This window comes from Nocardia sp. NPDC046763, assembly GCF_040645495.1.
Classification (GTDB): Bacteria; Actinomycetota; Actinomycetes; order Mycobacteriales; family Mycobacteriaceae; genus Nocardia.
In genome coordinates this window covers 405,451-428,493 of sequence record NZ_JBEYYI010000002.1, presented here as the reverse complement: position 1 = coordinate 428,493, position 23,043 = coordinate 405,451, and the positions used below count along the sequence as shown (strand labels likewise).

13 protein-coding genes and 2 pseudogenes are annotated in these 23,043 nt (G+C 67.4%); 1 reads left to right on the top strand and 14 read right to left on the bottom strand.

The window, feature by feature from the left end:
• The first annotated feature begins 28 nt into the window (after positions 1-28).
• On the top strand, positions 29-3,367 hold the full coding sequence (locus ABZ909_RS04770; protein WP_356996327.1) for an arabinosyltransferase domain-containing protein: 3,339 nt from the start codon (positions 29-31) through the stop codon (positions 3,365-3,367).
• A gap of 212 nt (positions 3,368-3,579) precedes the next feature.
• On the opposite strand, the gene ABZ909_RS04765 is transcribed toward ABZ909_RS04770, so the two are convergent.
• The 14 genes and pseudogenes from ABZ909_RS04765 to ABZ909_RS04700 form a co-directional block, all read right to left on the bottom strand.
• Entirely contained in the window at positions 3,580-3,786 is a 207-nt protein-coding gene (locus ABZ909_RS04765) for a DUF5988 family protein (protein ID WP_356996245.1), read from the bottom strand.
• Between the two features lie 118 nt (positions 3,787-3,904).
• Positions 3,905-4,381 carry a hypothetical protein gene (locus ABZ909_RS04760; protein ID WP_356996244.1) on the bottom strand — a complete coding sequence of 159 codons (477 nt, stop codon included), beginning with the start codon at positions 4,379-4,381 and terminating at the stop codon, positions 3,905-3,907.
• Between the two features lie 87 nt (positions 4,382-4,468).
• Complete coding sequence (locus tag ABZ909_RS04755) at positions 4,469-6,013, bottom strand: acyl-CoA carboxylase subunit beta (protein WP_356996243.1); 1,545 nt, start codon at positions 6,011-6,013, stop codon at positions 4,469-4,471.
• 53 nt (positions 6,014-6,066) lie between these two features.
• Positions 6,067-11,187, bottom strand: coding sequence for a polyketide synthase Pks13 (gene pks13, locus ABZ909_RS04750; RefSeq protein WP_356996242.1), 5,121 nt, complete (start codon positions 11,185-11,187; stop codon positions 6,067-6,069).
• Positions 11,188-11,355: 168 nt separating this feature from the next.
• Positions 11,356-13,278, bottom strand: a complete 1,923-nt coding sequence (gene fadD32, locus ABZ909_RS04745) for a long-chain-fatty-acid--AMP ligase FadD32 (RefSeq protein ID WP_356996241.1) — start codon at positions 13,276-13,278, stop codon at positions 11,356-11,358.
• A 678-nt stretch (positions 13,279-13,956) separates the two neighbouring features.
• Positions 13,957-14,889 carry a cutinase family protein gene (locus ABZ909_RS04740; protein ID WP_356996240.1) on the bottom strand — a complete coding sequence of 311 codons (933 nt, stop codon included), beginning with the start codon at positions 14,887-14,889 and terminating at the stop codon, positions 13,957-13,959.
• Between the two features lie 47 nt (positions 14,890-14,936).
• Positions 14,937-15,473: a DUF732 domain-containing protein gene (locus tag ABZ909_RS04735; RefSeq protein ID WP_356996239.1), complete on the bottom strand. Its 537-nt coding sequence runs from the start codon at positions 15,471-15,473 to the stop codon at positions 14,937-14,939.
• Positions 15,474-15,947: 474 nt separating this feature from the next.
• A pseudogene (locus tag ABZ909_RS04730) lies at positions 15,948-17,735 on the bottom strand (alpha/beta hydrolase-fold protein); the annotation flags it as partial.
• Between the two features lie 278 nt (positions 17,736-18,013).
• Positions 18,014-19,039 (bottom strand): alpha/beta hydrolase family protein, encoded by a 1,026-nt coding sequence (locus ABZ909_RS04725; protein WP_356996238.1) that lies wholly within the window; start codon positions 19,037-19,039, stop codon positions 18,014-18,016.
• 145 nt (positions 19,040-19,184) lie between these two features.
• Positions 19,185-20,351, bottom strand: a pseudogene (locus tag ABZ909_RS04720) (alpha/beta hydrolase-fold protein); the annotation flags it as partial.
• 304 nt (positions 20,352-20,655) lie between these two features.
• Positions 20,656-21,699, bottom strand: a complete 1,044-nt coding sequence (locus ABZ909_RS04715; RefSeq protein ID WP_356996237.1) for an alpha/beta hydrolase family protein — start codon at positions 21,697-21,699, stop codon at positions 20,656-20,658.
• Positions 21,700-22,023: 324 nt separating this feature from the next.
• Entirely contained in the window at positions 22,024-22,176 is a 153-nt protein-coding gene (locus ABZ909_RS04710; protein ID WP_356996236.1) for a hypothetical protein, read from the bottom strand.
• A 41-nt stretch (positions 22,177-22,217) separates the two neighbouring features.
• Complete coding sequence (locus tag ABZ909_RS04705; protein WP_356996331.1) at positions 22,218-22,451, bottom strand: hypothetical protein; 234 nt, start codon at positions 22,449-22,451, stop codon at positions 22,218-22,220.
• Between the two features lie 308 nt (positions 22,452-22,759).
• A complete protein-coding gene (locus ABZ909_RS04700) occupies positions 22,760-23,017 on the bottom strand; it encodes a hypothetical protein (protein ID WP_356996235.1) in 258 nt (85 codons plus the stop codon).
• Between the last annotated feature and the right edge of the window lie 26 nt (positions 23,018-23,043).

The following is a 23,043-nucleotide window of genomic DNA, read 5'->3' as shown; positions in this document are numbered from 1 at the left end:
AGCAACCGTGCCAGACGCATCTGCTGTACTGACAAAGCCGAATACCCCGGCGACCGCCCCCACGACACCGCGCGATTATCGCATCGCGAAGCTCATAGCGATCGTCGCGGGCGTGCTCGGGGCGCTGTTCGCGCTGGCGACACCGTTCCTGCCGGTGCAGCAGACCCAGGCGGAGGTGAGCTGGCCGCAGGGCGGCTCGCTCGATCCGGTGCAGGCGGCGCTGATGTCGCAGGTGCCCATCGACGCGAACGCCACCATCCCGTGTTCCGCCGTCCAGCAATTGGATCCGCGCGGCGGCATCCTGCTGGCAACAGCGCCGCCGCAGGGCAGAGGCGCGGACCTGGAGGCCCTGTTCGTCCGCGTCTCCGGCGAGAGCGTGGATGTGCTGGACCGCAATGCCGTGGTGGCCAGCGCCACCCGCGCCGAGATGAACCAGTGCTCGCAGCTGGTCATCACCTCCGACAGCACCCAGACCTACGCCAATTTCGAGGGCGTCACCCGCACCGTCGAGAAGCCCACCGCCGACGGCGGACGAGAACCGGCCACCGTGCCCGTCGACGGCCGCCTGCTCGGCGATCTGCGTCCCCAGGTGGTAGGCGTGTTCACCGATATGAAAGGCGGCGTGCCGGAGGGCCTTTCATTCCACATGACCGTGGACTCCCGATTCTCCTCCTCGCCGACGGTCATCAAGCTGGTGGCCATCATCGCCGCGGTCCTGCTCACCCTGCTGGCCATGGGCGCGCTCGCGGTGCTGGACACCAGTGACGGCCGCGGGCACCGGCGCATCCTGCCGGCGCACTGGCTGAAGCCGACCTGGGCGGACGGCGGCATCATCGGCACCCTGCTGCTGTGGCACTTCGTGGGCGCCAACACCTCCGACGACGGCTACATCCTCACCATGGTGCGGGTGGCACCACACGCGGGCTACCTGGCCAACTACTTCCGCTGGTTCGGCGTGCCCGAGGCGCCGTTCGGCTGGTACTACTACGTCATCCAGGCTTTCGCCGAGGTCTCCACCGCCAGCCCCTGGGTGCGAATTCCCGCGCTGCTCTGCGGAATCCTGTGCTGGCTGGTGATCAGCCGCGAGGTGGTGCCGCGACTGGGCAACGCGGTGGCGAAGTCCCAGGTCGCGCTGTGGACCGGCGGCATGGTGTTCCTGGCCTTCTGGCTGCCCTACGACAACGGCCTGCGCTCGGAGCCGATCGTGGCCCTGGGCGCCCTGCTGACCTGGGTTTCGATCGAGCGCGCCATCGCCACCTCGCGCCTGCTGCCCGCCGCGGTCGCGGTGCTGGTGGCGGCGTTCACGCTGGCCGCGGCGCCGACCGGTCTGATGTGTGTGGCGGCGCTGCTCGCGGGCATCCGGCCGCTGGTGCGGATCGTGGTGCGGCGGCGCAAGCAGTTCGGCGATCTGGCCCTGCTCGCCCCCATCGCGGCGGCCGGATTCCTGGTGCTGGTGGTGGTTTTCGCCGATCAGACCTTCGCTGGAATCATGGAGGCGAACCGGGTGCGGCAGGTGACCGGGCCGAATCTGGCCTGGTACGAGGACTATCTGCGCTACTACTACCTCTTCGTCGAGACCGTGGACGGCTCGCTGGCGCGCCGCTTCGCATTCCTGCTCATGATCCTGTGCCTGATCACCACCATGCTGGTGCTGCTGCGCCGGCGGCAGGTGCCGGGCATCGCGAGCGCGCCGACCTGGCGGCTCATGGGCGTGGTCTTCGGAACCATCTTCTTCATGATGTTCAACCCGACCAAGTGGACCCACCACTTCGGTTCGTACGCGGGCATCGCGGGTTCACTGGCAGCGGTGACGGCGGTTGCCGTGTCCGCCACCGCACTTCGCTCCCGGAAGAACCGATCGGTGTTCCTGGCCGGGCTGCTCTTCACCCTCGCCGTCGCATTCTCCGGCATCAACGGCTACTGGTACGTCTCCAGCTACGGCGTGCCGTGGTTCGACAAGACCGTCTCCTTGCACGGCTTCCAATCCAACACCCTGATGCTGGTGCTGTTCGGGCTGGCGCTGGCCGTGGTGGCCTGGCAGTCGCTGCGCGAGGGCTACGCCAAGCCGATGGAGAACGGGAAGACCAAGCGCGGCAGGCGGGTCCGCAAGTTCGCCGCCATCCCGCTCACCGTGGTCGCCGCGCTCATGGTGGCCTTCGAGGTGATGTCGCTGCTCAAGGGCGCGGTACAGCAGTACCCGGCGTACTCGCTGGCGCGCTCGAACATCGACGCGCTCACCGGCAAGACCTGCGGGCTGGCCAATGACGTGCTGGTGGAGAGGAATGTCAACGGCGGCAACCTGACCCCGATCATCGATCCGGCCCACCCGCCGCTGAACGGCGATCCGCTGGCGGGCGAGAACCCGAAGGGCTTCTCCCCCAACGGCGTCGCCGACAAGCTGGATGCCGACAGTGTCGAGGTGAAGCCGGGCACCGGCAACACCTCCACCCAGACCGTCGGCCCGGCCTTCGAGAAGGGCCAGAACGCGGGTACCGGAGGCGGCAAGGGCGCAGAGGGCGTCAACGGCTCCACGGTGGCGCTGCCCTTCGGCCTGGATCCGGCCACCACCCCGGTGCAGGGCGCCTACCAGGACGGTGTGCAGCAGCCCGCCTCGCTCACCTCGAATTGGTACGAGCTGCCGGCTCGATCGGATGACACACCGCTGATCGTCATCTCGGCGGCCGGTCGCATCATGTCGTTCGACGACACCGGCAATATGACCTACGGACAGGATCTGTTCCTCGAGTACGCCCACCGGAATCCGGACGGCAGCATCGGTGAGATCCAGTCGTACCGTCCGCTGGACATCGGCCCGGCCCCCTCGTGGCGGAACCTGCGCATCCCGTTCTCGGCGCTGCCCGGCGACGCCAATGTGGTGCGCATCCACGCCGAACGCCGGGTGCTGATCGGCGACCAGTGGCTGGCCTTCACGCCGCCGCGGGTGCCGAAGCTGGTGTCGCTCAACAGCTATCTGGGCTCCACCCAGCCCATCCTGCTGGACTGGGCCGTGGGCCTGCAGTTCCCGTGCCAGCACCCGTTCGATCACCGCAACGGTGTGGTGGACGCGGCGCCCAGGTACCGCATCCTGCCCGACCGGCCGCTGGCCATCAGCTCCACCAATACCTGGCAGGCCGAGGAATTCGGTGGTCCGCTGGGCTGGGCGGAGATGCTGTCGGCCTCCAAGACGGTGCCGACCTATCTGAAGGACAACTACGCCCGCGACTGGGGCTCTCTGGAGCAGTACGAGCCGTTCTATCCGGATCCGTCCGACCCGGCCAAGGCCAAGTTCCCCAAGCCCGCGCAGGTCGACACCCACGTGGTGACCCGCTCCGGGTTCTGGTCGCCGGGGAAGATGCGAGTTTTTTAACCCCGGACACGCGTAACCGGTGGCCGCCCGCGACTTCGCGGGCGGCCACTTCCAGCTGGTTCGTCAGTACGGGACGCGACAACAGATTTCGCGAGGTTCCGGGTAACTCGCCGGGTACGACCAAAATCGGATCGGCTCGCAACCACCGGCACGGGTGCCCGACTGCCGACGGCTCTTTGCGGCCCGTTGAAGTCCCGGGGAGGCGGCTCAGGCTATTTCTTGGCGTCCACGTGCGCCACCCACTCGTAGACGGGCAGACTCCCCTCCGGAGTGTCCTGCCAGCGTGACGTCACTCTGTAGCGCTCGTACCCGCCCCCGAACGCCACTCGCAGCTCGACGCCCGGTGGCGTGATCGGGACGATCCGCGTTTCGAGGCCATCCGGCCCGCCTTCGAGTAGCGCCAAAGGTGAGGTACTCATAGCTGAAGGCTCTCACATCTATACGGGTCACCCGATAGATTCAGCGCAATCGGCGAGCCGCCTGTGCAAGCCGCCCGTGAACCGGGCACGGGTCGGCTTCAGACGGAAGGAATCGGTATCAGGAGAGGCCGAACTGGCTCAGCAGGCCGCTCAGCACACCGCCGATGATCGGAATCTTCGAGGCGCTGCCGGTGCCCATGCCGCCGACCGGAACCGCGGTGACGCTGATGCCGATGGTCTGGGCGTTGCTGCTGGTGCTGCTGCCGTCGTCACTGGCGATGAGCGTGTATGTACCCGCCGTCGTCGGGGTCCATTGGTAGGTCGCGTGACCGGTGGAATCCACCGGAGAGGCGCCCATGTACGCGGCTGCGCCGCCGGACGGGCTGCCCATCCAGAAACCCACCTGGCTGCCCGCGTTCGAGCCGCCGACGGACGCCGTCAGGGTGTAGGTCGTATTGATGTGCGCCAGCCCGGTCCCGGCCGACAGCCCGGTGACCTGTGCGTCCGCGGCCGGCGCGGCCGACAGGACCGCCATGACCGTGGCGGCGGTCGCCGCGCCGCCGATGAGCGTGTTCCGAATTCGATGGGTAGCCATAAGCGCTTCGCCCCAACTCTCATTGCCGAGCTAAATTGAAATGAGATGGTTTCACACGGTGGGGCGGGTTGCAATGGTTCCGGCCGATTACAGCGGAAGCAGGTGGTGTTTACGGGGGTTCTGGGGAATTCTCTTGTCTCTCAGCAGGTGCAGGGCCCGGCGAATTTCCAGCCGGGTGCTCGCCGGTTCGATGACCGCGTCGATATAACCGCGCTCGGCCGCCACCCACGGGGTCGCGACCGTGGCGTTGTAGAAGTCGATCATCTGCTTGCGCATGGCCGGGCGCTGCTCCTCCGGCGCCGCCGCCAGGGTCTTGGCGCCGATGAGCGAGACCGCGCTCTCCGCACCCATGACCGCGATGCGGGCGGTGGGCCAGGCCAGATTCACATCCGCGCCCAGCTGCTTGGACCCCATGACGGCATAGCCGCCGCCGTAGGACTTGCGGATGACCACGGTGACCTTCGGGACCGTCGCCTCGACGAAGGAGAAGATGAACCGGCCGCCGCGCTTGATGACGCCGATCTTCTCCTGCTCGACACCGGGTAGGAAGCCCGGCGTGTCGACGACGAAGACCAGCGGGATTTCGAACGCGTCGCACAGCCGTACGAAATGGGCGGCCTTGTCCGACGCCCGGGCATCGAGCGCACCCGCGTAGACCATCGGTTGATTGGCCACCACCCCGACGGTGCGGCCGTCCACCCGGGAGAAACCACAGATGACGTTCTTGCCCGCGGCCTCACCGAACTCGTGGAACGCGCCGTCGTCGAAAATGCGGAGCAGAATCTCGTACATGTCGTAGCCGGAATTGTCGGCGTCGGGCACGATGCCGTTGAGCTCCAGATCGGTGTCGGTGATCTCTGGTTCCAGACCGGGATTCACCACCGGCGGCAGCTCCTGGCAGCTCGACGGCAGATAGCCGAGGTAGTCGCGCACCCACTCGAAGGCGGCGGCCTCGTTCTTGGCCACGTGGTGGATATTGCCGTACTGGGCTTGGGAATTCGCGCCGCCGAGCTCCTCCAGACTGACGTCCTCGCCGGTGACCTCGCGAATCACCTTGGGGCCGGTGACGAACATGTAGGCCTCCTGAGTGGCCACCACCACGTCGGTATTGATGGGCGCGTAGACCGCGCCGCCCGCGCAGCTGCCCAGGATCATGGAGATCTGAGGCACCAAGCCGGACAACGGTTCCTGACGCCGGCCCAGCTCGGCGTACCAGGCCAGGGAGGTCACCGCCTCCTGCACGCGGGCGCCGCCGGAGTCGTTGATACCGACCACCGGACAGCCCACCTTGGCGGCGAATTCCATGATGCCCGCGACCTTGCGGCCGAACATCTCGCCGACCGAACCGCCGTAGACGGTCTGGTCGTGCGAGAAGACGGCCACCGGGCGACCCTCCACCAGGCCGTGGCCGGTGACCACGCCATCCCCGAAGAGGGCGCCCGCGTCGCCCGGATTGCGCACCAGCGCACCGACTTCCACGAAAGTCCCGCGATCCAGCAGCATATTGATGCGGTCGCGTGCCGAGGGAATTCCCTTCCGTGCCCGCTTGGCGATTCCCGCATCTCCCGCCGGTTCCCTCGCGATATCGAGCTTATGTCGAAGGCTGGCGAGTTTCTCGGCGGTGGTGCTCACTGGGAACTCCTTTCGGCAAAACCTACTTTCGCAGAACCCGTGTCGCGGTGGTGCTATTTCGTTGTGGTGGCGATCTCCGACAGTCTCTTGCTGAGATCGGCGCCGATGGTGGCGATCCGCGGCTCGTCGATGATCTGGATGTGATCGCCCGGAATATGGATGATCTCCAGATTCGGAATGTGTTCCTGCCAGCCGCCGTTCGGCCGCCGGTCCGCGAAACGCGGTTCCAGCTCGATCATTCCGTCGTGGTAGCGATCGGCGAGATAGAGGGCGACAGCGCCGTCGTACTTCGACGGCTCGATCTTCTGCAGCTCCTTGCTGTCGATCCACGAGGTGCGCTGATGCTCGATCACGCCGCCCGGGATGTCGACCCCGGCGAACTTCAGCAACTCCATGATAATGTCGATCTGCTCCGCGTCGGACGCCGCGGCCAGCTCCTCGAGCTGCTCCTGATCGAGTTCGCCGTTGAAGCCGTAGGTCTTCTGCGCGAACGACTGGTAGCGGCGGATCCGCTCCACCCGCTCGTCGGGAGTGTCGCTGAAAGGCTCGACCGGAATGGCCAGGTCGATCAGGCCGATGTGCCGGACGTCCGCACCCTCGGCGCGCATGATCTCGCCGACCTTCAACGCGAACACCGCGCCCAGCGACCAGCCGTAGAAAATGTACGGGCCCTCCGGCTGCCGCTTGCGGATCTCCGGAATGTACTGGCGCGCACGCTCTTCGATGGTGCCCTCGACCCGCTCCAGGCCGTACATCGGGGTCCCGGCCGGGAGCCGGTTCAGCAGCGGCTCGTACACCAGGGTGTTGCCGCCCGAGGCGTGGAACACGAAGACCGGCACCGCATTCGAACCAGCCTCCTTCGCGCGCAGCGTGCGCACGAAGCCCTCCAGATCGGAGCTCTTGCCCTGGTAGCGGACAACGACCTCGGACAGCTGCTCGATGGTCTTGCAGGCCCGCACCTCGGCCGGATCGACCTCCGCCTTGACCCGCTCCGACAGCCGGGCCACCAGCTTCTCCAGCGTGGCGTCGTCGATCTCGGGCAGCGGGTTGAAGATGCCGCCCGCCGTCTTGCCGGTCACCAGCGCCCAGGTGGCAAAGGCGAGCCGCTCCTCGCCATTGCGCGGGGGCACATTGTCGGCGTCGGTCTCGGCGATCGGCGCGGCGGACTCGGGCTCCGCGACGACCTCTTCGGCCTCGGCCACCACATCGGTGGTCTCGGCCTTGGGCAGCAGCGCGGCCGGGTCCTCGCCCGCGACCATGGCGGCCCGCGCGGCGGAGATGAAGTCGGCGTCGACGGTGATGTCCTCGCCGGCGGCCTGCCGCGCGGCGATATCGTCGAGCTGATCGCGATGCTCGATGGCATAGCGCAGCACCTTGCCGACCTCGAGCAGGCTGGCATCGCGCACGGCCTGGATCTGCAGCTGCGGAATATCGAATTCGTATTCGACACGGTTCTTGATGCGCATGGCCATGAGCGAATCCAGGCCCAGCTCCATCAGCGGAATCTCCATCGGGAGGTCCTCGACCGCGTAGCCCATGGACTCGGCCACGATGATGGCCAGGCGCTGCTCGATGGTCTGCGTGCCCTTCGGATCCCAGCGCTCGCCGGGAGCCGCCTCGGCCACCTCGACCGCCGGCGCCGCCTGGACGACCGCGACCGGCTGTGCCACAGCCGATTCCGGCAGCGGCGCGCCGGAGACGACGACCGCGTCGAACAGCGGGCGGAAGGCATTGCCCTCCTTGGCGTGCACCGAGACCGACGCGCCGCCCGGGTGCGGGGTGAGCGTGGTCGTGAGCGTGCCCGCGGCGGGGACCGCGCCGTGCGCGACCGACGCGCCGACGGTGACGTCCGAGAGTACCTGCGCCGCAGCGGCATTCACCAGTGCGGCCAGGTCGGTGACGGCCGGGGCCTGCACCTCCCAGACGTGGCGGCCGTCCGGGAGCGCCACGTGCGCACCCGGGACACGAGCATTGCCCGCGCCGCCGCCGAAGCCACCGGTCACCTTGGGCCAGTACTGCTTGCGCAGGAATGCGGTGCGCGGCGCCGCCGCGTAGTCACCGGCGGGCAGCAGCGAGGGCAGGTCCACCTTGTGGCCCTGCACATACAGCTGCGCCAGTGCGGAGATGACGCCCGCGGCCTCGTCCTCCTTGCGCTTGAGGGTCGGGATCAGTGCCGCATTGTGCACGCCCGCCGCGAAGGTGGTGCCCAGGACCTGCATGAGCGCAACGGAATTCGGTGCAAGTTCCAGGAAGGTGGTGATACCGGTGTCGACGGCCTGCCGGATGGCGTTGGTGAAGTACACCGAGCCGCGCATGTTCATGACCCAGTAGTCCACATCGTGCACGGGCGCGTGCCCGGCGCGGTAGACGGTGTCCTTGTGGACGGTCGAGTACAGGTCCCGCTTGAGCTTGGTGGGCTCGATGCCGGCCAGCTCGGCGGCGAGCTCGCCCAGCAGCATGTCCATCTGCGAGGTGTGGCCCGCGCCGCGGGTCTGCAACACGCGGGCGAACTTGCCCTCGGCCTCGGCGCGCGCCACGATCGCGTGCACCTGGTCCGGAATGCCGCCGATCACCGTGTTGTTGGGCGCGGCGTATACCGCGACCTCGATCTCGGGGAACTCGGTCTCGACCAGCTTGGCGATCTCCTCGGCGGAGTACTCCAGCAGCGCCATATTGCGGACCTGGTCGTCGGTGAGCATGGCCTCACCCTCGGCCATCAGCCGCGAGCGCGCGCAGATCACCCGGACCGCGTCCTCGAGCGGCAGACCGCCCGAAATGTACGCTCCCGCAACCTCACCCTGGGAGTGGCCGACCACGCCCTCGGGCTCGGCGCCGTGCGCGCGCAGGATCGAGGCCAGACCCACCTGGATGGTGAAGGTACCGACCTGGCTGGTGCCGATGTCCCAGTCCATGGAGTCGTCGAGGATCATCTCCTTGACCGAGTACCCGGCCTCGTCGATGACCAGCTCATCGACCTGATCGACGGCCTTGCGGAAGATCGAGTTCTCGGTGTAGAGCTGCTTGCCCATCTTCCGGTGCTGCGCGCCGAAACCGGCCATCACCCACAGCGCGCCCTTGGCGGCGGGGGAATCGGCGGTCCAGACGCCATTGCCCGGCTTGCCCTCGGCGATGGCCCGCAGGCCCGCGATGGCCTCGTCATGGGTCTTGGCCACGACCACGCCGCGCGAACGGCCGTGGTTGCGCTTGGCCAGGGTGCGGGCCACATCCTCGAGCGGAGTCGCCTGTCCCGCTTCGGATTCCAGCCAGTCGGCCAGGTCCTTGGCGGCACGCTTGCGCCGCGAGGGCAGGTAGCCCGACACCGGGAGGATCAGCGGCATCGGCTCTTCGCGATTGCCCCACTCCGGTTCCGGCGCAACGGTTTCGGTGATGGCCTCGGCCTCGGCGACCACGTCGGTGGTCTCATTGTCGAGGTCGGTGGTCTCGGGAACCTCCGCTGCGGCGACGGCCGGCACGTACTCCTGAATGACCACGTGCGCGTTGGTGCCACCGAAGCCGAAGCCGGAGACGCCGATGGTGGCGGTGCCGCTGTAGCGCGGGAATTCGGTGGGCTGGTCGACAACCTGGAGGTGCGCCTGATCCCACTGAATGAAGGGGTTCGGTCCGGCGAAGTTGACCGTCGGAGGAATGACGTTGTTCTGCAACGCCATGATCACCTTGGCCAGGCTGGCCGCGCCGGCGCCGGACTCGATGTGACCGAAGTTGGACTTCGCCGAACCCAGTAGGGCGGGCTTGTCGTCATCACGGCCCCGACCGATCACCCGACCGAGCGCATCCGCCTCGATCGGGTCGCCCAGCAGGGTGCCGGTGCCGTGCGCCTCGATGTAGTCGACGGTGGACGGGGCGATACCGGCATCCCTGTACGCGCGGCGCAGCACCTCGGCCTGCGCATCCGGGTTCGGAGCCAGCAGGCCGTTGGAGCGACCGTCGCTGTTGACCGCCGAACCCTTGATCACCGCGAGGATGTTGTCGCCATCCCGCTCGGCGTCGGCCAGGCGCTTGAGCACGATCAGGCCCGCGCCCTCCGAGCGGATGAACCCGTCGGCGTCCTTCGAGAACGCCTTGAGGCGGCCGTTCTTCGCGAAGACGCCATTGACTTCGAAACCGAGCGTCGCCACCGGAGCGATGATCAGGTTCACGCCACCGGCGAGCGCCAGATCGGAATCACCGCTCCGCAGCGAGCGCACCGCCTCGTGCACCGCTACGAGGGTGGACGAGCAGGCGGTATCGACGGCCACGGATGGTCCGCGGAAGTCGTAGAAGTAGGAGACCCGGTTGGGAATGATGGCCGTGGACGAGCCCATCAGCCCGTAGCCCTCGGCCGAAATGGGCACATTCGGATCGCGCGGACCGCCCGCCGCACCCGCGACGATGAAGCTGAAGTCATTTGTCGAGGTGCCGACGAACATGCCGACCGGCTTGCCCTTGAGCTCGTTGGCCGGAATCCTGGCGTGCTCCAAGGCTTCCCAGGTCAGCTCCATCATGAGCCGCTGCTGCGGGTCGACGCGCTCGACCTCGACCGGAGACATCGCGAAGAACTCCGCGTCGAAGCCCTTGATGACGTCCTGGTCCAGGTAGCCGCCCAGGGTGTTGGCCTTCTCGATAGCCTCCGCAAGCCGGGGATCACCCTTGAACTCGTCCCAACGGCCCTCGGGTAGGTCGCGAATCGCGTCACCGCGATTGATCAGGAACTCCCAGGTGGATTCGGGCGTATCGCCCGCACCCGGTAGCCGGGTGGACAGCCCGACGATGGCGACATCGTGCGCCTCGCCGGGCTGTAAAACCTGGGTGTAGAACGAGTCGTCGGCCGCCTCGGCCGGAAGGTCGGGCTCCCCATTGATGATTCGCTCGGCCAGCGAGGCGATGGTCGGGTGCTGAAAGACGATGGTCGGGTTCAGTATGACCCCCGTCAGCTCCTCGATATCGCCGCCGAGTGCGAGGCCATCGCGCGAGGCCAGGCCGAACTCCTCCATCGGCCGGTCCACGGTGATGTTCTCGATCGGCTGCCCGGTCGCATCGGCGACCCAGCGGCGCAGCCATTCCCGCAGGTCCGTCACCGACATGTCGGCCGCCGCAGGTTTCTGCGTGGCCGCACCATCGGCCGCCGGTGCGTTCTCGGTCGTCTGGGTGGGGTCCGTGCCCTCGTTCTCAGCCATCAGTTCCTCAAGCTACCTGTCTGCTCACGGTGCGCGGCGGTGTTATCGGGACTCTCGCCGTTCCCTGCCCGAACGGCTCTGTCTTCGCGTGCCGGAACGGCACTACCTTTCATGCATGAATGGCGCGAACCGAACGGGCTCGCGCCATCCAACTTCGAGACGGTCGTCTCACTCCTCGTCTGGTGCATCGGGGAAGGCCTGCTGCGTGTAACCACCACGCAGCGTGCCTCCGATGTACTCCGCCTTGCAGGCGCGACGCGCGATCTTGCCGCTGGAGGTACGCGGGATCGAACCGGCCGGAACGAGGAGGATGTCACGCGCGGTGACGCCGTGCCGGGACGAGATGGCCGCGCGGACCGCGTCCGCGATGGGACCCGGATCGGCCTTGCCCGCGCCCGGGCCGCGCTCGGCCACGATGACCAGCTGCTCACTGGCGTCGTCGGCGTCGTACTTCAGGCCCGAATGGCTGTCCTGCGCAAAGACTTCGGCGGGCAGCTGGTTGGCGGGCACCGCGAAGGCGGCCATGAAACCGGGGCGCAGCATGGTCGAGGCCTCCTGGGCGGAGTACTCGAGATCCTGCGGGTAGTGGTTGCGGCCGTCCACGATGACCAGGTCCTTGACGCGGCCGGTGATGTAGAGCTCGCCGTCCACGTAGACGCCGTAGTCACCGGTGCGCAGCCAGATGCCGTCGGTCGGCACACCCTCCGCGTGGCTGTCCTCGGACAGTCGATGCGCGAGCTGGTTACGGAAGGTCTTCTGGGTCTCCTCGGCGCGGCCCCAGTAGCCGATACCGATGTTGTTGCCGTGCAGCCAGATCTCGCCGACGTGCCCGTCGGGCAGCTCACGCGCGCCATCCGGAGAGTCGATGGAGTCGCCGTCCACGATGGCCGCCCACTGCGACAGCGCGATGTAACCGCAGGACACCTGGGCGATGGAGTTCTCCGCGCCCTGCTCGACCTTCTTCACGCGACCGGCATTGAGCTCGAGCCGGTCCACGTAGATGACCTTGGCCTCGTCCTCGTGCCGGGTGGCCGACACGAACAGGGTGGCCTCGGCCATGCCGTAACACGGCTTGATGGCGGTCTTGGGCAGGCCGTACGGGGCGAACGCCTCGTTGAACATCTTCATCGACGTGGTGGTCACCGGCTCGGAGCCGTTGATCAGACCGAGCACGTTCGACAGGTCCAGCGACTCGCCCGGCTTGGGCAGACCGCGCACGGCGGCGTGCTCGAAGGCGAAGTTCGGTGCGGCGGCGAAGGTTCCGGCGCCGTCGGACACCGCGGCCAGCTCGTTGATCCAGCGCGAGGGCCGGCGCACGAACGAGGCCGGGGACATGATGGTGATGTACTTGCCGCCCACGGCGGGCAGGATCACCGTCAGCAGACCCATGTCGTGGTACAGCGGCAGCCAGGTCACGCCGCGCGAATTCTCGTTCAGATCAAGCGCATTCACCATCTGCAGCACATTGGTGCCGACACCGCGGTGGGTGATCTCGACACCGGCGGGCACTCGGGTGGAGCCGGAGGTGTACTGCAGGTAGGCGATGTCGTCGACCACGATGTCGGGGCGGATCCAGGACTCCCCGACGCTGTCGGGAATCGCGTCGACGGCGATGATGCGCGGACGCTGGGCCGCGGGCAGCGACCGGAAGAACTGGCGGACACCGGCGGCGGAGGAGCTCGCCGTCAGGATCGCGGAGGGCGTGCAGTCACCGAGGACCGCATGCAGGCGATCGGTGTGGCCCGGCTCGTCCGGATCGAACAGCGGCACAGAGATAGTGCCCGCGTAGATAGCGGCGAAGAAGGAGATGACGTAATCCAGGCCCTGCGGAGCCAGGATCGCGACCCGATCGCCCCGCTTGGTCACCTGCTGCAGTCGGGCGGCCACCGCGCGCAGCCGCGTACCGAACTGACTCCAAGTGAGGTCCTGGTACTCACCGTCGCGCTCGCGTGAGTAGTCGATGTAGCGGTAGGCCAAGTCATTGGCGTCGTTACCGTGAGTGTGCTTCTCGACGTAGTCGACGAGGGTGCGTCCCTCGGGAATCGTGATGTTCCCCGTTTCGTCGAGGTAATCGTCGAAAGTCTCGTCCATTCCTTCTTCTCCTCCGAGGCACACGCGGCATGAGACGGCATGCATTGCCGCTGTTACCTGTGAGGCCCCGACTCTCTTCGCCCGCGGGAGCTCCATGCGAGAGCCAACCTGCAGAATTGTGTTGCGGTCTGCGCGGTGACCGTCTAATGGCTAGATGTTCTCAAACCAGGGACATGTTACAGAGGAGCTGCCCGGCCATGCTTCGGAGCGGCCGAACATCTCCCAGCTCACACCTCTGGACTAGTGCTTCACCGGTGCGAATGCCTCCAAATGGGTGGGGAGCGCCCCACGTAGGACACAATTAGGACTGGATGTGAGTTGCCGCACGCACCGGGTCTCGGCAGTGTCGCAACCCGGAGCACTTTACCGGGTGACCCTGAAACTGGGGGGGCTGTGTCTGATTGCCCTCCGCTGCGCTCCGGGCGGGGTTCGCGGCCCAAGGCGCAGGTCTATGGAGCCGGTACCTCGGTCTTCCCTCCTCCGCTTCGCTCCCCCGCTCCAAGGCGGAGGTCTATCAAGCCGCAGTCCAGACCGAGGCGGGCCGCGAACAGCCTGGTGATCCGCGAAATAGCGGGTGCGAAGCCACTTCCCGAAGGCCCCGCTCCTGACTGGCTCGGTGTGGAGCAGGCCTACCCGTAAAGGGTGGCTGCCCTCACATGAGGAAGCCTGAGCGAATGCTTACGTATGTGCCGGGTGCGGAGCGTTTTCGATGAGACCGGACGCCCAGTTCACCGTCCACTCGGTGGCGGTGGTGCCGTTGTCGTCCACCTGGTAGCCGTTGTAGAGGCTGTGCACCGGATTGCCCGCGGCGCGGACCAGGATGTTCAGGCTGCCGAGGATATTGCTCGGGCTCAGCGCCTGGCGAGGGGAATCGCAGATCAAATCGCCTGCGGCACAGATGGTGAAGGTGCGGCCGGTGAGCTTGCCGTAGCCGCCGCGCTGTCCCGTCATGGTGATGCCGGGGACGTTCAGGCCCTTGAGCGCCACCTCCGCGCCGACCCCGGGCGGGGTCGGGCCGATCTCGGTGGCGTCGCCCGCATCGCCGACATCGCGGCGGCCGTCGGCAATGGTGGTCACGCCCAGCACCAGGTCCTCGGCCACCGGGCCCTTGCCGGCGCCGATCTGCGCGGCGATATCGCCGACGATCACCGCGCCCTGCGAGAAACCCGCCAGAACGTAAGTGGTGAGCGGACATTGGGCGGCGGTCTGCGCGAGCTTGTCGGTGGCGCGCTTGGCGCCCTCGGAACGGCTGTTGTTGTAGGAGGACTGCCCGTCCGGCGGAATGGCGACCGGGTTGGAGAACTGGGCGACGTACGGGACGGTGTAGACCTCGACCCGCTCATCGGGGAACTTGGCCCGAATCGGATTGGAGATGTTCAACATCAGCGACGCCGGGTTCGCGGCCGGGTTGTAGGGGTCGTCGTTGCTGTTCGACTCCCAGGTGCCCGGCACGGACAGCATGAGCACGTCCGGGCAGGCGGCCGGTTGCGAACTCGGACGGGGCGGGGCCGGCGGCTTGGGGCCGGGCAGCCGCAGCCGCCCGGCCAGCAGGTACCACAGCAGCAGCGCCACCACGACCACGATCACGATCGCGGCGATGACGAGCAGCATGCAACCCACCGGCCGCGACCGGCGTTGTCCGATTCGGCGTCGCGTCGTCACTTGTTGCAGTAGCTCTTCGAGGCGACGTCGTAGTAGATCTTGCCCGCCTGCTCGACCGTCATCTTGGACGGATCGAAGGACGGATCGGAACCGGCGATCGCGGTCACGTAGGTGATGATCTGATCCTGCGGGGCGTTCTCCGACTTACCCTGGCACACCAGATTGGCCGCGGTGATGGCGATGTCCGGGGAACCCGGGGTGATACCGGCCTTCTTCAGGTCGTCGAGGAAGCTCTTCTCCTTGTCCGACAGCGCCGGGGAGCCGTTCGGGGTGGTGATGAACTGGCTCGGCACCGGCGCCGGGCGCTCGACCGTGGAGCTGGGGGTCCCGGCATCCGGCGCGGCCTGCGGAGCCTGCTGATCGGTGGACGGCGTCGCGTCGCCCGGGGTGGCGGGCGCGGCGGCCGTGGTCTTGGTGGTGGTCAGCGTGGGCGTGCTCTTGGCGGTCGAGTCATTGCTACCGCAGGCGGCGAGCAGTCCGGCGGCGGCGATGGCGGCCACCACGCCGAATACCTTTCCACGGGTACCGTGCATCAATTCGCTTCCTATATCTGTCCAGGGGCAAGAGGTCGCCCCCAGGCTAGCCGCAACCCGGGACGGAGTCCCGGGCCACAACGGAACCACACCTACTTCTTAGGGCTGATTAGGGTCGTTTGGCCGGAAGTCTCAGTTGGGACGGACCTCCGGACCCAGCGCCGGAATGAGCGTGGGCTGCGCGGAATCGGCAGGTGGGAGCTCGGGCGCCGGGGCAGGTGCGGGGGCCGGAGCTGCGGCAGGTGCGGGGGCCGAAGCGGGCGCGGGGATCGCGGCAGGGGTCGGTGCGGCAGCCGGGGTCGCCGGCACGGGGACGGGAGCCGCGGGAGCGGGGGCCGGCGGCGCCAGCTGCGGCAGGGCGGGCAGGCCCGGCAGCGGAAGTGCGGGCTGCTGGGCGGCCGGCTGGGCCGGGTCCGGCTTGGGCTGCTCGCTGCCGGGGATGGCGATCGGGCGGCCGTCGAGGGTGGCCGCGGACGCCCGGCCGTCGCGGATGGTGATGGTGCCGCCCTGGAAGGTCTGCTGGGTGCCGCCCGGGGTCTGGCTCTCATCGGAGATCGGGTAGCCGAGCGGTCCGTTCTCGAATCCGGTTGCACCCCAGGCGTCCATGATCGGACCGGTCCGCACGCCCCAGGCGCCCGAGAGCGGGCTCCAGTAGATATTGCCGCCCTCGAAGCCGGACCAGCGGCCGAAATCGCGCAGCGGCTGCTCACCCGAGGTCGGGAAACCGTAAGGGCTGTTCTCGAATCCGAGCTGCGCGTACTTGCCCAGGATCAGGCCCTGCACCAGGTGCGCGCCGGTCTTGGCGCTGAAGTACATGGACCCGTTCTCGAAACCCTGCACCGCGCCGTCCCTCTGGGGCGTCCGGGCCTCCTGGCCAGTGGGGTACCCGGCCGGGCCGCGCTCGTAGCCCTGCCTGGCCCATTCGTCGAGGATGGCCCCGCGCACCGCCTGCGCGCCGGTCTGCGGAGTCCAGTAGATCGACCCGTGCTGGAACGGCTGCAGCCTGCCGCGGCCGTCGGGCAGGACGCCCTCGCCCGCGATCGGGAAGCCCAGAGCGCTTGCCGCCGTGCCCAGTCCGCCGTAGCTGCCGCCGATCGCGCCCGCCACCGGCTGGGCGCCGGTGCCCGGCGAGAAGAACACCTTGCCGCCGCGGAAGTCCTGGGCCACGCCGCCGGGCACCGGATACTCCGCGGTGAGGCAGTCACCGAGCCAGGAGTTGCCCTGCGCCACCGGCGAGATCGCACCACCGGCCCGGCAGTCGACAGCGGTCGAGTCCACGCCCAGCGCGGTGGCCGCCTGCGGCCAGGCCTGGCGCATCTCGAAATCCCAGTACGGCCAGGTGTGGGTGCCCGACGGGCGGTAGTTCACCGAGACGGGGATATTCAGCTTGTTGAGCTTGGCCACGAAGTTCTGGGTGCTCAGCCGGGACAGCACCTCGAGGCCCAGGCCCGCGTAATTAGTTGTGATGCCCGGAATGTCGGAGAGCGGGTCGGTCGTGCCCGCGACGCCGTTGCCGCTGGAGACGTAGAGGGCCACGCCCTTGAGCTTGTCGGCCAGCTCGTAGGGGTCGTGTTCCTTCCAGGCCGGGCCGGTCGGCGGGCCGAACATCTTCGACGAGTCGAAGCCGCCCGCGTCGTGCATGGCGAAGTTGACCGCCTGCGGCATGCCGAGCGAGGTCAGGGTGAGGAAGCCGGAGTAGGAGGCGGCCGAGCGCACCCAGCCGGGATTGCGAGCGGCCAGCGTCATGGCCGCGGTGCCGCCCATCGAGAGTCCCTCCACCGCACGCACATCGGTGGCGCGGAACTGGCTCTCCAGCAGCGGCGGGAGCTCCTTCACCAGGAAGGTCTCCCACTGGTAGTTGTGGCCGTTGTCGGGGGCCAGCCAGTCGGTGTAGAAGCTGGACTGGCCGCCGACGGGCAGCACCACCAGGGAGTTCTTGTCGGCGTAGAAGCCGGCCGCGCCCGCCTCCTTGGTCCAGCCGTTCTCGTCGTCGGTGGCCCGCAGGCCGTCGAGCATGTAGACGACGGGGAATCTGGCATCCGGTTTGGAGTTCCAGTCACGCGGCAGCAGCAACTGGACTTCGACGGGTGCGCCGGTGGCCGGCGAATTCACCCACAGGGCGACCCGGCGGTCGTTGAGCCACGACACCTTCTGGATGGACGCTGCGGGAGCGGCGGGAGCATCCGGTGCGGCACCTGCCGGTCCACACTGCGCGAAAGTGCCCGCGGCCAGCGGAAACAACGCCGCTACAGCGCATGCCATCCAGCGCACGCGCCTTCCTTCGATCCCACAGACAACTCCAGCCACACAAGTGTTGTACCTCCGAAAACGCGTGAGTCCCGGCAGGACACACGGAAACGGACCGTTCGACAGCAAACGTCCAGTTGCCAACCCGCCTCCCCACGCCTCCAGCGCATAGCTGAGAGCCGTCGGCGTCTTACACACGTGCCGGCGGTCGGGTGGCAAACCTATTTCGGGCGTACCCCTGGAGTCACCCCGGCCGTCACGAAATCAGCTGCCGCGCTGGCATACGTCCAGAATCAAACCCCCAGCGCGGCGAGGATATCGGGGCGAGCGGTCGCCAGTTGGTCCTGCCAGTAGGGCCACGAGTGGGTGCCCGCGACCTGGAGGTTGTAGTGGGCGCCGATACCGAGCTGGGTCATCCGGCCCACGAACGAGAGCGTGTTCACCATCGACAGGGCCTCCAGCGCAACGGCATTCGCGGTGTTGAAGATGCCGATGGGCGAGTCCGGGTGGTCGTGCGGGCCGAGCACGCCCCAGGACGCGGAGATGAACATGGGCAGGTTGCGCAGCTGCGGTGCGAAGACGAACGGGTCCATGCGCAGCCACTGGGGGCTCCACGGCCAGGCCATGGAGTCGACATTGAACCGGCCGGCGTCGAGCATGGCGATGCGGATGGCCTCGCGCATGCCGGGCGCGGAGATGTTCAGGTAGCCGGAGAACGAGGAGGCGTGCTTGAACTGGCCGCGGTGATAGGCGGCCAGCGCCAGTGCCGCCGACCCGCCCATGGACAGCCCGGCCACCGCATTCTTGGTCCGCGAGACGCCGTAGCCCTCGAGGAACGCGGGCAGCTCCTCGGTCAGGAAGGTCTCCCACCTGTAGGTGAACTTCTGCCCGTTGGTGCTCGACGGCGATCGCCAGTCGGTGTAGAAGCTGGACTGCCCGCCGACCGGCATCACCAGGGTGACATTGTCATTGGCGAACTGCTGCAGAGCATTGGTCTCGAGGACCCACGCATTGGAGTCGTCGCGGGCGCGCAGGCCGTCGAGCAGGTACAGCGCCGCGTCGCCGCCGTGCGCGGCCCACTGCACCTGCACCTTGATCGGGCCCATGCTGGAGGGCACCATCAGCTCCTCGAAGCCGCCCTCGCGGGCGCGGTGCTGGGGATGCGCGGGCATGGCGAGGGCGGGCCCCGCCAGCGCCGGGAGCGCCAGCACTGCCGCGACGACCGCGAGGGCGCGCCGCCAGCCGTGTCTGACGCGGGCGCGTCCGGAAATCCGAATCGAACCGTGCTGCGGGCATGACGAAGCGCCCTGTACTGCCATAGAGATCGATCTCCTGAACCGCAGGGGGAACCACACCGACGTGACGGGAGTCACGGACAACCGTGCACTCTACCTTCGTCCCGGAGGTAGTCGGCGGGTATCCGGTTCAGCTGGCGTGTATCTCGGCCCTACCGTCGTGGAAGACGATGGTGCCGTGCTGGAAAGCCTGCTGCGCTCCGCCCGGAATGGGCGTTTCGTCGGAGGTGGGAAAGCCGAGTGCGCCAGCGGGTCCCGCCGCGCCCTCGTACGCGCCGCCGATCATGCCGCCCACCGGATGCGCGCCGGTGGCCGCCGACCACACCACCCGCCCGCCCCGGAAGTCCTGCGCCGCACCACCGGCCAGCGGATACTCCGCGGTCAGGCAGTCGCCCAGCCACGACTTCGCCAGCGCCACAGGCTGAATCGCGCCCGCGCCGGCGCAGTCCGGCTTGGTCGCCTCCACCCCCAGCGCGGCCGCCGCCTGCGGCCAGGACTGCCGCATCTCGAAATCCCAGTACGGCCAGGAATGCGTGCCCGAGGGCCGGTAGTTCACCTGCGCCGGGATGCCGAGCTTGTCCAGCTTGGCCACGAACTGCTGAGAAGAGAAGCGCGCCAACACTTCCAGCGCCATGCCGGTCCAGTTGGTGCTCACGCCCGGAACCCCGGCCGGAATGTCGTAGACGCCCGCCAGGCCGCTGCCGCTGGACACATACAGGCTGAGGCCCTTCAGTTTTTCCGCGAGTGCGTAGGGATCGTGCGATTCCCATTCCACGTCGGTGGGCGGGCCGTACATGGCGTCGGCGTTGTAGCCGCCCGCGTCACGCATGGCGTACGCGATCGCCTGGGGCATACCGAGAGTCGTCAGCGTGAGGAAGCCGGAGAAGGAGGCGGCGTAGCGCGCGAATCCGGGATTGCGGGACGCCAGCATCATGGCCGCGGTGCCGCCCATGGAGAGCCCGGTCAGGCCGCGCACATTCGTGGTGCGCCAGTCGCGTTCCAGCAGCGGCGGTAATTCCTTGGTGAGGAAGGTTTCCCACTTGTAGGTCTTGCCGTTGTCGGGCTGCTTCCAATCGGAATAGAAACTGGCCGCGCCACCGACAGGCAGCACCACCGTGATGTTCTTGCCGGCGTAGAAGCCTTCCGCCCCAGCGTTTTTGGTCCAACCGCCCTGATCGTCGCCGGCATGCAGACCGTCCAGCAGATAGAGCACGGGAAATTTGGTGTCCGGCTTGGCGTTCCAGTCTCTGGCCAGGAGCAGTTGCACCTGGATCTGCGTGCCCATGGCCGGGGAATCGACCCACAGAGCCACGCGTCTGTCGCTCAGCCACAACACATTTCGAATATCTGGCTTGGTGGGTTTCGCCGGTTCGGCCGCTGGTGGAGCGGCCCCCGGGTCCGCGAATGCTGTTGCGCCCCCGCCGACAACCCCACCCGTCAGCAAAGCTGTCGTGGCTACCGCGAGCGCGACCAGCCCTCTGCGGCCGCCTCTCCCCCATCTACCAATCGCCACAGCTGTCACAGTAGGTTTCTACCGCGTCGCGGCGAATGATGGGGAGTCATAAAAGAACCGGCCACCCTGTCGGATGGCCGGTTCATTCGTTCACGCTATCGCCCGGGGCGAGTAGCGGTCGATTCCACTAGGCGAGACCCAGCGCGCTCAGCATCTGCGGGCGGGCCTTCACCAGCTCGTCGTGCCAGTAGCGCCACTTGTGGGTACCGGTCCCGGTGAAGTCGAACTGGGCCGGAACGTTGATCTGCCCCAGCCGCGCCTGGAAGGCACGGGTGTTCACGCTCGCCAGCGCCTCCAGCGCGATGGCGTTACCGGTATTGAAAACGTCTGCGGCGGAACCGATGCCGTCGTACTGGCCGGGGATGCCGTTACCGGACGAGATGTACATCGGCAGACCCTTGAGCTGCGGCGCGAACACGAACGGGTCCATGCGCAGCCAGGCCGGGCTCCACGGAGCGGCCATCGAGTCGACATTGAAGCGACCGGCGTCCAGCATGGCCAGGCGGATGGCCTCGCGCATGCCCGGCGCGGACAGGTTCAGGTAGCCCGACATCGAGGTGGCCTGCTTGAACATGTCGCGGTGGTAGGCGGCCATCATGAGGGCGGCCGAACCACCCATGGACAGACCCGCGATGGCGGTGTTGTTACGCGCGACACCGTAGCCGGAAAGGAAATCGGGGAGTTCCCTGGTCAGGAAGGTCTCCCACTTGTAGGTGTACTTCTGACCGTTGGTGTTGGACGGGGACACCCAGTCGGCATAGAAGCTGGACTGACCACCGACCGGCATGATGACGTTCACGTCGTCGTTCGCGAAGATGCCGGGGGCGTCGCCCTCATCGGCATTGGCCCACGCGTTGCGGTCGTCGCGAGCGCGCATGCCGTCGAGCATGTAGACCGCGGAGTTGCCGCCGTTCTTCGCCCACTGCACCTGGACCTTGATCGGGCCCATGCTGGACGGCACCATCAGCTCTTCGAAGCTGCCCGGAATGCCGCGGTGCATCGGACCGAACGCCGGGGCGGCCGAGGCGATGGACGGGACGGCCAGGGAGGCGGTCGGGGCCGCGAGCGCCGCTGCGGTGACGGTGGCCGCGACAAGCCGTGTGCGCCAAGCACTCTGCGCACGGCGTCGCGACGAAACTCCTCCCAGCACGGCGGACCTGCCGAAACGCATGGATATTGCTCCTTCTCTACCGCAGCACTGCGCTGCTGCGGTGTCTTAAGTTGTCAATCACGCACCCCCGGCATGACAAAGCCATGCGCGGACATGCGCAATCACCACTCACAGCGAATCCCGACACTTCCCTGTGAGTGAAGCGCTACCACGGATTGGTCACACTTGCTTGCTGGAGGGTATTCGACGCTCCGAGCGGTTGGCAAGGCCACGCTAATGAGTGGCTGGTTCAGTGAATCAACTCAGTCACTGTCGCATACGACCGTAATGGTGCGGTGACCATATCGCGAATCCCTCGTGATGTCGCGGCAACATGCAAATCCCTTACGCCGCAAGGAAGCTTGGCGGTTTCGCGCAGCCGAGGTCGGCGCTCGGGTCCGGCAGCATCTTGTAGACCTGATCCGACCAGTGAGGCCCGGCGTGCACGCCCTCGGTGATGTAGTCGAACACCGCATTACCGGAGCCCAGGGAGTCCATGCGCGCGTGGAACGCGCGGGTATTCGCAAGTGCTATGGATTTCAGACCATCGCAATCGTCAGGTCGGCCGCGTCCAGTGGTGATTGCACGACATCCCGCGGACCGGGAACACCGCTGCCGCTGGAGATCCACATCCTGGTGCCGTTGTCCCGCAACATCGGTGCGAATTCGAAAGGATCGTTGCGCAGCCACAATTCGGTCCAGGGCGGCCCCCACACGGCGTCGATGTCGAAGCCGCCCGCGTCCGGCGGCGCCGCCCGCAGGGCCTCCCGCATACCCGGGGCCAAATGTTCAAATAGCCGGAATATGGTCCGACATAACGGAACTGGCCCGAATGACAGGCCGCCGGCACCAGGGCCGCACTGCCACCCATGGACGGCCCGAACACCCCGACCCCGCGCGGATCGAAGCCCAGCCGCATCGATGTTCCACGCGGTGAGGGCATGCTCGATATCGATGTCGATCCACCATCCGGAAAGTCGTCGCGGGCGCGCAATCCGTTCAGCGCGTACACCACGCGGCGGGTATTGCCGTCATCGGCGCGGAAGATGCGCGACTTGATCGGGCCCATGTCGGAATCGACTCAGAAGTCGTAACCACCCGGATCGAATGACGCATGCGCAGGCGCCATCGCCCCGATTGTCCCAGCCAGCGGAACCGTCACTGCCACGGCCAAAACCGCCAAAACCGCCCGGACCGAACCGGCCATTGACCGCCGCACCGGCGCGCGCACCCGAACAGACCGCATCGACTCGCCTTTCGCGAGCGTGGTCGCCATGACCACATCCGAAATGCAGAAACTGTTGTCGCAGGAGCTTTTCAGGCGCATATTCGGAGTCACCAGGCGTCGAGACACCTCCCGCGATC

Bases quoted from the DNA above. Each gene is read 5' to 3' on its own strand.
- ABZ909_RS04765 (WP_356996245.1), bottom strand. From the start codon at position 3,786: ATGAGTACCTCACCTTTGGCGCTACTCGAAGGCGGGCCGGATGGCCTC.
- ABZ909_RS04760 (WP_356996244.1), bottom strand. From the start codon at position 4,381: ATGGCTACCCATCGAATTCGGAACACGCTCATCGGCGGCGCGGCGACC.
- pks13 (WP_356996242.1), bottom strand. From the start codon at position 11,187: ATGGCTGAGAACGAGGGCACGGACCCCACCCAGACGACCGAGAACGCA.
- fadD32 (WP_356996241.1), bottom strand. From the start codon at position 13,278: ATGGACGAGACTTTCGACGATTACCTCGACGAAACGGGGAACATCACG.
- ABZ909_RS04740 (WP_356996240.1), bottom strand. From the start codon at position 14,889: ATGCTGCTCGTCATCGCCGCGATCGTGATCGTGGTCGTGGTGGCGCTG.
- ABZ909_RS04735 (WP_356996239.1), bottom strand. From the start codon at position 15,473: ATGCACGGTACCCGTGGAAAGGTATTCGGCGTGGTGGCCGCCATCGCC.
- ABZ909_RS04725 (WP_356996238.1), bottom strand. From the start codon at position 19,039: ATGGCAGTACAGGGCGCTTCGTCATGCCCGCAGCACGGTTCGATTCGG.
- ABZ909_RS04715 (WP_356996237.1), bottom strand. From the start codon at position 21,699: ATGCGTTTCGGCAGGTCCGCCGTGCTGGGAGGAGTTTCGTCGCGACGC.
- ABZ909_RS04710 (WP_356996236.1), bottom strand. From the start codon at position 22,176: ATGGACTCCCTGGGCTCCGGTAATGCGGTGTTCGACTACATCACCGAG.
- ABZ909_RS04705 (WP_356996331.1), bottom strand. From the start codon at position 22,451: ATGCGGGAGGCCCTGCGGGCGGCGCCGCCGGACGCGGGCGGCTTCGAC.